Below are 5740 nucleotides of genomic sequence, written 5' to 3' on the forward strand. Positions count from 1 at the left end.
GGGCGGGCAGCCGCGCGACAGCAGGAGCTGGACTCGGCTGGAGGGTTAAGGATCGACACGACGCTCGGCGCAGCAGCCGAGCCATCGACCACCTTGGGGAAGCCGTCCGGCCGCAGACGTTCGTTGCTGATGCCGCCCCAGCTATCGTTAGGTACCAGCCAGCGTAGGCCAAACAACTGGTTCGTGAAAACCGGCTCACCGCCATAGTAAGTGATCCCGCCAACGTTTACGCCCAGCTTGTCACGTGCCGATGGCGCCGCGATCGGCTGCGCAGTCGGCGTAGGCGTCGGCGTCGGCGTGACGTTGGGTACTGGCGTCGAGGTACCGGCCGGCATCACCGTGACCGTTTCAGGTCCGATGGAGCCGCTACTGGCTCCGCCACAAGCGCTGAGCAAGGGCATTCCGGAAAGTATACAAGCCAGAAACACTGACTTTCTACACTTTGGATTAGAATGTGTAGCAAACACATCTTTTGGGGCGCGAACCATAGGAAACTCCAACCGTCTGTTAGTTGAAGAATACCGGAGATTCCTTTTCGGATGGTTAACTGCATGTGCAAATTTATAACTTTTATGATTGATAGATATTATATAACGCTTAGATGGTTTGAGTAAAACTCACTTTTGGTTATGATACAGTATTGTTAAAATAATCACCCTAAATATTTCGCGATATTTAGATTTTTATTGAGTTACATATAGAGTACATCTGAAATTTAGCATTGATGTATTATATTATAATTACGTATTGCTTTTCGTCCTAAGTACTTTTTGTATAGATTTTTGTGTTTTTTTTCACTACCACTACAACGATCTAAGCTTATTATGAACAGTGCGGCATTGCATCGCAGTAATGAACCGGCTGGTTCTGCCGTTATAGCGGATATCGAATATCTTTGTAGATATATCGCGCGACCGGCGACCGCCTCAGTTCGCTGTTTTATTTTGCATGTGCGCACAGCATTGAGTGGCGATCACGACTTAGATCCTATCGACAAAAATGGGTCACAGTTTATCAGTTCGGTAAAACGAAATGAGCTGCTTAAGTGTTATACAAATTTGGCAATCGTTGTCGCTGCCCACCAGTCTAATCAATCACATCATGCCTTCAAACGAACGCTGTTCGTCATCCCTCGGGCAGCAAAAGTTAACCTTAAATCACGAATTATTTTTCTCCTTCAAAGATTTATGATCACTACAGTATCCAAATGAATTTTCACGCTAGCGGGCGGGGAACGAAAGATTTCAGGCGAGATCAGGGAAGGCGACTTTTTAGCGGTATTTTGTCACGTCGGTATCGACAGCCCATACGAACGTCACTGTTGCAATGAAATTAATGTCTATACGACCTTCAATCTAAGTGGAATCGAGGTAGTAGCTGAACCGATGCTGGCAAAGTTGCCGATCATATCGGCTAGCATTACAGTTGCGTTCTTGATCGAACATGCGCGTGTGTGCGGCGGCCTGATGGGCACGTCGCCAGCATGACCATGCGATGACGTGGCGAGGTTCGATACGGCGCTGGGCCAGTCTGACGACGATGCGGCGGATCTCCTGAACGGACCAGCGGATCAAGTTTGCGGCCTCGTCCGCGTTCTTTTTGGGGGCGCGGCATTGGTGCGCGTGCGGATGGCTGCCAGCATGGCGAAGGCAAGCATGACAAGCGAGACGTGGCGGTGCCAGCCGTGCCAGGACCGGGTTTCGTTGTGGTCGAGGCCGAGTTCGTTCTTCGCCGTCTCGAAGCTGTCCTCGATGGCCCAGCGATGCCCCTCCACGCCAACGAGGGTTTCCATGGTCGTGCCTGCCGGACACCACGTCGTGAAGAAGGCCAGATCGCCATCGGCGACATGGCGCCGGATCAACAGACCCCTGGTCCACGTGCCGGACAGGCCATCGACATATTCGTCAGCATCAAGGTCGGCGAGTTCGAGATAGACCCAGTCGTGAAGCCTGGCCCCCTTGGTGCCGTTGCCCGCCGACAGGCGATGCCATGCAGCCGGATCGAGGTCGCTCGCGATCTGCGTGGCGGTGCCCGCGACCACCGGCTTGTCACCCCACGAGCCGAAGCGATGGTCGCCCTTCACGCCCAGCACATATCCCTTGCCGGCACGACGCAGCGCCTGCTCGATGTCGCCGACACCGTAGACCGCATCCGCCGCGACCCAGGCGAACGGCATGTTCGCCGCGATCGCGCGTTCGATCATCTCCACTGCCAGTGCCGGCTTGGTGGCAAAGGCCGTGCCTTCGGGCACATGCGCTGCCGCGAGCCGTGCCGGATCGGTGACCCAACTCTTCGGCAGGTAAAGCGCCCGGTCGACAAAGGCATGGCCCCTGGCCGAGACGTACGCGGCGAACACGCCGATCTGGCAGTTGGTCACCTTGCCCGCCGACCCGGTGTACTGGCGCCCCACGCCACACGACGCCTTGCCTTGCTTCAGGAAGCCAGTCTCGTCGATGACCAGCACCGCATCGTCCGTGCCGAGATGCTCGATGGCGTAGTCGCGCACGATGTCGCGCAGAGCATCCGCATCCCACCGCCCGCGCCCCAATATCGCCTGCTGGCGCCATGGTCCGGCGTCGCCAGCCGCTTCCGCGCGCATCCAGCCCGTCTTGCGGCGCTCGTCACCCAGCAGTCCGTCCAGAAAGCTGCTCGCCGATGCCGCAACCCGCTCCTGGCTGAACAATGGTCGCATCCGCGCCTTCACGTCGCGCAGCGATGCCGCCCACAGTTCCAGCGTCGTCTCGACCGATGCTCCTGTCACCACAACCTCCTCGTCATGGTGACCCATTGATTCAGAACATGATCAAGAACGCAACTGTAATGCTAAACCATGGCGCCGGCTTCGACGTGTTCGGGCGTCGGTAGAGCGCCTCCAGCCCGATCCGCTTCATCAGCGTCGCTTCATGCAGCCGGCCCACGCTCACGCCCTCCTGCCGGAGCAGATCGCGCAGCATCCGGCTGCCAGCGAACGGGTACAGGAGATCCAGCTCGTCGATCGCCGCATGAACGTCAGATCGCTGTCGGACACCGGTCGCGGCAGGCAGTAGATGCTGCCGCGGCTGATCCCGAGCTGCTGCGCCTGTCGGGCCAGCGGCAGCGCATGGCTACGGTCGATCATCGCTTTGCGCTCGGCAACAGACCGGCTTCCCAAGCGTACCGGCCAAAAAAATCATTCGCCAGCGTCAGCTCGTCGATCTTCGCGTGCAACACCGTCACGTCGACCAGCGGCTCGACCGCTGCCGGCTCGGCGCCGAACACGTCCGCTGCGCCCTCCAGCAGCCGCGCTCGCCACTAGTTGATGAGGTTGGGATGCACCAACTCGGCCAGCGTCTTCGCCCCTCCGCGGCCTTCCCACCGATGCTACGCATCGTCGGAACCTTGGGCAGATCCGCCCTTCACGGCAGCCAGAGGCGCCTTTGCCTTGACCGCCAGGCTGGGTTCCGGCGCGATCGCTTGCTCAGCTTGCTCAGCTTGCCCGCGCCTCGCGGACGGCATGGCCGCCGTCAGATCGGCAATTCAATTTTCTCCGCTGTACAAATCCCCCGAACCACCTCTCCTGATGCCGTATTAGAAAGTATAGACAATCCTGCCGGGTCATATTCGCCGTTCTTCTTTATGTGCTATCCGGTACCGGCCAGATGGCCGCAGCAGCGTGCTTATTCCGACCGGCGTTCCGCCCTCGGCCAGCAGCGCCTGCAACTCAACAAGCGTGATATCGTCTTTCGGCTCTATTACGGCCGGTATGAAGGCTGTGTGTACGTCGATGCTAACCGTACGGCAGTCGCCCCCCCATCTTGGCTACCGGTGTGCCGCGCCGAAGCGCCAAATGCCGCCAGCCGATCTTACTTGCGCACTGCCCCCGAACCGCGCCGCGGCTCGGCTCGGCTCGGCTCGGCTCGGCTCGGCTCGGCTCGGCTCGGCTCGGCTCGGCTCGGCTCGGCTCGGCTCGGCTCGGCTCGGTGACAGCGCTCGCGGCATATCGCCGCTTCGTCGATCCAGCATAACGTCGAGTCGGAAAACCGCATCCATGTTGTTCCACAACGATTCAGAAAGCGCGGAAACCGCCCCAAGTCACCCCACCCATGCAGTTTTTTACCGGTTTAAAGAACGTGGAAATCCACTTTCATCTCATTCCGTCCGCCCGATTGCTTATTGTAATTAAGTAGAGAAGGCTTCCAAAATTAAGAAGGTGTCCGGGCAGAGTAGGCAAACTAGGCATCTATCTTCTTAAAGCATAATATTGCTTATCCGAGATCTCTGCTTACCAAATTATCGCGAAAATGAATGAAAATAGTATATGATTTAGATTGATAAGCAGGCCACAGCTATTTTGTGAGAATCATCTCAAACAGTATTGATTACTTTTTTTAGTTTAAACTGAATCTTTTCGTCAACATGAAATAAAAACAATGATATTACGCAAATCACCACCCCTAGTGCTAATCCGCCGATAGGTGCATAATCTTGACGGTTTATACCAAATAAAGTACAAGCTCGCTCAACAAATTGCATAATTGGAACGTGTATAACATATAGTGGATAAGAAATAGCACCAAGGAGCATTGCAGGCTTTGCCTTATCAGTATTTGAAGCCGGCTCAAAAATCAGAGCGATAAAAACCAAACCGGGAAAAAGAATAATCACTTTGAATAAGTTAAAATAAATTCCATCGTTTGTAAAAAAGAGAATAACGGGCAATAGTGCTAACATATAAGACCATTGCGTTACTATCTTAAGATTGATATTTATTCGACTAATGATTACTCCGGTTGCGAATGAAAAAGTAACCCGGGGAAATCCGGCCCAGAAATGATCCCATTCTGCACCCACAGAGACGGTTCCTGCTGAAATAGCTGCAGCACTAAAAATAAGGGCTGACAAAAACGCAATGGTAATTAATACCCGTGGGTTCAGCCAGCGGTATATAGCTACAAATGCAATATTAATGACAAGTTCAAAAAATAGCGACCATGTTGCGTAATTAAATGGGAAAGCAAAACTGTCGACAGATTCAGTCGGCGAGGGAAGCATGAAAATTGACGTCAAAAGGACTACTATATAATTCTTAATATCAAGAGTACCTTGACCTAGTGCTAATGAAATGAAAGCGCCAAAGCAACCAACTGCTGTGCCGGTAATATATAGTGGATAAAATCTGGCAAAGCGATTTATAAAGAATCGTATTGTCGTCAACCCGTTTGCTATTCTCGCTCCATAGACGCGATCTATAATTACACCACTAATTAGGAAAAATAAGTCTACGGCAAGAAACGCATCATCTGCTATAAAAGGAGCAAGAAATGGACCTGCATGCATAGAAAAGACGGCTATCGCAGCTACGCCGCGCATTGCGTCAAGTGTCAGATAACGGCGGTGTTCCATATCCAGCGCATAACATCTGTATTCCAATGACAAAACCCCAATCGGCAAGCGTTCTGGCGCCGGTGGCGCCAGCTAGCGGCAAATGGTCAGCTTTTTGAATGAGATTGCTTCACCGTTGAGATTGTGATTCCCCTGATGCTCTATGTGTTTGATTCTACCGTTCGATAGTGCGATCCATCGATTGGAATTGAAGAATCCATATGGGACAGGTACGCCACAAGAGGGCCACGACCACGCACGCTGTTCGAGCAGCATTACAGGGTGCTGTCAGTCGAACGCGAGCCGTTGTCCACACGATGCACGTCGGTCTTTCATGCTGGCGACATAGCTCGCAAGGTTGTGCCACTCAGCCAGTGTG

At 53.8% G+C, this 5740-nt stretch carries 2 protein-coding genes and 3 pseudogenes; 1 reads left to right on the top strand and 4 read right to left on the bottom strand.

The window, feature by feature from the left end; translation table 11 throughout:
* Window positions 1-335: pseudogene (locus tag ASG67_RS10145) on the bottom strand (hypothetical protein); the annotation flags it as partial.
* Window positions 336-824: 489 nt separating this feature from the next.
* Here ASG67_RS10145 and ASG67_RS18880 point away from each other — a divergent pair.
* The gene (locus ASG67_RS18880) at window positions 825-1211 is read left to right on the top strand and encodes a hypothetical protein (protein ID WP_156460755.1); all 387 of its coding nucleotides are present in this window, start codon (window positions 825-827) and stop codon (window positions 1209-1211) included.
* Between the two features lie 359 nt (window positions 1212-1570).
* On the opposite strand, the pseudogene ASG67_RS10150 reads toward ASG67_RS18880, so the two are convergent.
* From ASG67_RS10150 to ASG67_RS18380, 3 genes and pseudogenes are all read right to left on the bottom strand, one after another.
* A pseudogene (locus ASG67_RS10150) lies at window positions 1571-2778 on the bottom strand (IS701 family transposase).
* 41 nt (window positions 2779-2819) lie between these two features.
* A pseudogene (locus tag ASG67_RS19485) lies at window positions 2820-3339 on the bottom strand (IS3 family transposase); the annotation flags it as partial.
* Between the two features lie 1005 nt (window positions 3340-4344).
* Window positions 4345-5382, bottom strand: coding sequence for an acyltransferase family protein (locus ASG67_RS18380; protein ID WP_082543451.1), 1038 nt, complete (start codon window positions 5380-5382; stop codon window positions 4345-4347).
* Window positions 5383-5740: the final 358 nt, after the last annotated feature.

The sequence above is a fragment of the Sphingomonas sp. Leaf339 genome (assembly GCF_001426195.1).
GTDB lineage: Bacteria > Pseudomonadota > Alphaproteobacteria > Sphingomonadales > Sphingomonadaceae > Sphingomonas.

Excerpts from the sequence above, each read along its gene's own strand:
- ASG67_RS18880 (WP_156460755.1), top strand. The coding sequence starts at position 825 with ATGAACAGTGCGGCATTGCATCGCAGTAATGAACCGGCTGGTTCTGCC.
- ASG67_RS18380 (WP_082543451.1), bottom strand. The coding sequence starts at position 5,382 with ATGGAACACCGCCGTTATCTGACACTTGACGCAATGCGCGGCGTAGCT.